Here is a 3,739-nt window from a genome sequence, read left to right as displayed (position 1 = left end):
GTCGAACGGGACGGGGTGTGAGGTACGGCCCGGCCGACCCGCCCGGCCCGTACCTCACACCCCGTCCCGTTCGACCGTGGACCGCGCTTTCCTCGCCCTCGCCCGCCGAAAGACCTCGGGTCCGGTACCGATGTCCTGCAACCGGAACGAGATCCTCGGGTACGACCCTGGACAGGCATCCGGAACGCGGTGTACCAACTCCCCCATGACCAGCTCGACGATCAACGGCGGCATCTCCTTCTGGTACGCGGACCAGGGCACCCCGCCGCCGCGCGCCCCGCTCACCGGGGACGCGAGCGCCGACGTGGTCATCGTCGGCGGCGGCTACACCGGCCTGTGGACGGCGTACTACCTGAAGCAGGCCGCGCCCTTCCTGCGGATCACCGTGCTGGAGCAGAAGTTCTGCGGCTACGGCGCCTCCGGCCGCAACGGCGGCTGGCTCTACAACGGCATCGCCGGCCGCGACCGCTACGCCCGGCTGCACGGCCACGACGCCGCCCGCCGCCTCCAGCGGGCCATGAACGACACCGTCACCGAGGTCGTCGAGACCGCCGCCAAGGAGGGCATCGACGCCGACATCCACCGCGGCGGCGTCCTGGAGGTCGCCCGCACCCCCGCCCAGCTCGCCCGCCTCAAGGCGTTCCACGAGACGGAGACCGCCTTCGGCGAGACCGACCGCGAGCTGTACGGCGCCGTGGAGACCCGCGAACGGATCGACATCGCCGACGCGGTCGGCGCGAGCTGGACCCCGCACGGCGCCCGCATCCACCCCGCCAAGCTGGTCACCGGCCTCGCCGAGGCCTGCGAACGCCTCGGGGTCACCATCCACGAGTCCACCCCGGTCACCGAGATCGCGCCCAAGCGGGCCGTCACCCCGTACGGCACGGTCCGCGCCCCCTACGTGCTGCGCTGCACCGAGGGTTTCACCGCCGCCCTCAAGGGCCAGAAGCGGTCCTGGCTCCCGATGAACTCCTCCATGATCGTCACGGCCCCGATCCCCGCCGCCACCTGGGACCGGATCGGCTGGTCCGACCGCGCCACCCTCGGCGACACGGCCCACGCCTACATGTACGCCCAGCGCACCGCCGACGACCGCATCGCCCTGGGCGGTCGCGGTGTGCCGTACCGTTTCGGCTCCCGTACGGACCACGACGGCCGCACCCAGCCGGCCACGGTCGCGGCCCTCACCGACCTGCTGACGGCGTTCTTCCCCCAGCTCACCGGCATCGAGATCACCCACGCCTGGGCCGGCGTCCTCGGCGTCCCGCGCGACTGGTGCGCCACCGTCACCCTGGACCGCGCGACGGGCCTGGGCTGGGCGGGCGGCTACGTCGGCTCCGGCGTCGCCACCGCCAACCTGGCCGCGCGGACCCTGCGCGACCTGGTCCAGCTCGACTCGGGCCAGGCCGGTCCGACCGACCTGACCACCCTGCCCTGGGTCGACCACCGCGTGCGCCGCTGGGAGCCCGAACCCTTCCGCTGGCTGGGCGTCCACGCCCTGTACGCCGCCTACCGCGAGGCCGACCGCCGCGAAACCCTGAGCCACACCGCCACGACCGCCCCGCTGGCCCGTCTGGCGGACCGCATCTCCGGCCGGCACTGACCTCGGACCCGCCCGGAGCCCGGGCAGCACGAAGGCCCCGGACCGCTGTCGGATCCGGGGCCTTCGCCCAGATGGAGCCCCCTGTCGGGTTCGAACCGACGACCCCCGCTTTACAAGAGCGGTGCTCTGGCCAGCTGAGCTAAGGAGGCGTGCCCGTGCAGTGTAACCGGGTGCAGGGCGGGGAGCTGTCGAAAATCTCACGGTCGGGCGGGGGTCCCGGTGCTGACAGGACGGCGTACGGCAGGTAGCGTCACCAGCGGTCCACTTCGTGGACTAGACCAACACTCCTTCCACTCGGATCGTCCGGCACGTTCCTGCCGGTAGAAGGGATGCATCACCATGGCTTCTGTCACCTTCGACAAGGCGACCCGGCTCTACCCCGGCGGCGACAAGCCCGCCGTCGACCAGTTGGAGCTGCACATCGAGGACGGCGAGTTCCTCGTCCTCGTCGGCCCCTCCGGCTGCGGCAAGTCCACCTCGCTGCGCATGCTCGCCGGCCTGGAGGACGTCAACGGCGGCGCCATCCGGATCGGCGACCGCGACGTCACGCACCTGCCGCCCAAGGACCGGGACATCGCGATGGTGTTCCAGAACTACGCGCTCTACCCGCACATGACCGTCGCCGACAACATGGGCTTCGCCCTGAAGATCGCCGGCGTGGACAAGGCCACCATCCGCAAGAAGGTGGAGGAGGCCGCGGACATCCTGGACCTGCGCGCCTACCTGGACCGCAAGCCCAAGGCCCTCTCCGGCGGTCAGCGCCAGCGCGTCGCGATGGGCCGGGCGATCGTGCGGCAGCCGCAGGTGTTCCTCATGGACGAGCCGCTGTCCAACCTCGACGCCAAGCTCCGGGTGTCCACCCGCACCCAGATCGCCGGGCTGCAGCGCCGCCTCGGCATCACCACCGTCTACGTCACCCACGACCAGGTCGAGGCCATGACCATGGGCGACCGCGTGGCGGTGCTCAAGGACGGTCTGCTCCAGCAGGTCGACACCCCGCGCAACATGTACGACCGGCCCGCCAACCTCTTCGTCGCCGGCTTCATCGGTTCGCCCGCCATGAACCTGGTCGAGGTGCCGATCACCGACGGGGGCGTCAAGTTCGGCGACAGCGTCGTGCCGGTCTCCCGCGAGGCGCTGTCCGCCGCCGCGGACAAGGGCGGCAGGACCGTCACGGTCGGCATCCGTCCCGAGCACCTCGACGTGGTCGAGGAGGGCGGCCTCGCCGTCACCGTGAACGTCGTCGAGGAACTGGGCGCCGACGGATACGTCTACGGCACCGCGCAGATCGGCGGCGGCGAGAAGGACCTCGTGGTCCGCGTCGGCGGCCGCCAGGTGCCCGAGAAGGGTGCGACGGTGCACGTGGTGCCGCGCGCCGGCGAGACGCACGTGTTCGACACCACGACGGGCGAGCGGCTGTCCGACTGACCGTGCTCCGGGAGGGGTTCGGGCGCCGGGCGCCCGTGCCCCTCCCGCGTTGCGGGGGCGCTTTTGTCCATCACCCCGGCGAACGGGGGCAATTCGAGCGACGTGCGTCAACACCCCATTCGAAAAACCACGTCGAACCATCCCCCGACAGGGTGACTAAATGTCGCCATATCTTCACCGAGCGCTACTCTCGCCCTCGTGACCCACTCTGCACGCCGTATCGGCCGTTCCCTCGCCCTGGTCCTGCCCGTCGTTCTGGTCCTGTCCGGGACCCTCGCGGTCACCATGGTCCCCTGGGCCGACAACACGCCGTCCCAGATGCTGACCGCCTCCGCCGAGGACGTCTCCGTACCGCAGAAGCCGCTCGCCGCGCACGAGGTGCTGCGCGACAAGCTGCTGAGCGAGCTCCAGCAGGGCGCGGACCCGGGCGTGGTCCTCACCCACCTGCAGCAGGAGGTGGACAAGCGGCCGACGTCGCTCGCCGCGCACTGCGTGGGCATCGCCCGGGCGCTGGGCGAGGCGGCCGTGAAGGCCGTCGGCCCGACCAAGGCCCAGTCCTACGCCCGTCCCGTGTGCGACACCTCGTACGCCACCGGGGTCCTCTCGGCGAGCTGACCGGGCGTTCCGGTCGCGGCGCGGCGTACCGCGCGGCGGCCGGTCCCTAGGCTGCCGCCATGCCGGCACCTTCCGCCCCCGCGTTCCCGCCCC

The 3,739-nt window shown here is 71.7% G+C and carries 3 protein-coding genes and 1 tRNA gene; 3 read left to right on the top strand and 1 reads right to left on the bottom strand.

Annotated elements, in window-relative coordinates; all coding sequences use genetic code 11:
• The first annotated feature begins 205 nt into the window (after positions 1-205).
• Positions 206-1,603 (top strand): FAD-binding oxidoreductase, encoded by a 1,398-nt coding sequence (locus EF918_RS33660; RefSeq protein ID WP_125652684.1) that lies wholly within the window; start codon positions 206-208, stop codon positions 1,601-1,603.
• 72 nt (positions 1,604-1,675) lie between these two features.
• Here the strand turns inward: EF918_RS33660 and EF918_RS33655 are convergent.
• Positions 1,676-1,752: transfer RNA gene (locus EF918_RS33655), tRNA-Thr, on the bottom strand.
• A gap of 190 nt (positions 1,753-1,942) precedes the next feature.
• Here EF918_RS33655 and EF918_RS33650 point away from each other — a divergent pair.
• Both EF918_RS33650 and EF918_RS33645 read left to right on the top strand, forming a co-directional pair.
• Complete coding sequence (locus tag EF918_RS33650) at positions 1,943-3,031, top strand: ABC transporter ATP-binding protein (protein ID WP_125652683.1); 1,089 nt, start codon at positions 1,943-1,945, stop codon at positions 3,029-3,031.
• 198 nt (positions 3,032-3,229) lie between these two features.
• On the top strand, positions 3,230-3,646 hold the full coding sequence (locus EF918_RS33645) for a hypothetical protein (protein WP_125652682.1): 417 nt from the start codon (positions 3,230-3,232) through the stop codon (positions 3,644-3,646).
• The last annotated feature ends 93 nt before the right edge of the window (positions 3,647-3,739 follow it).

The sequence above is a fragment of the Streptomyces sp. WAC06614 genome, assembly GCF_003949795.1.
Lineage (GTDB): Bacteria > Actinomycetota > Actinomycetes > Streptomycetales > Streptomycetaceae > Streptomyces.
This window is presented reverse-complemented; position numbering and strand designations above follow the sequence as displayed.

Bases quoted from the DNA above. Each gene is read 5' to 3' on its own strand.
- EF918_RS33660 (WP_125652684.1), top strand. From the start codon at position 206: ATGACCAGCTCGACGATCAACGGCGGCATCTCCTTCTGGTACGCGGAC.
- EF918_RS33650 (WP_125652683.1), top strand. From the start codon at position 1,943: ATGGCTTCTGTCACCTTCGACAAGGCGACCCGGCTCTACCCCGGCGGC.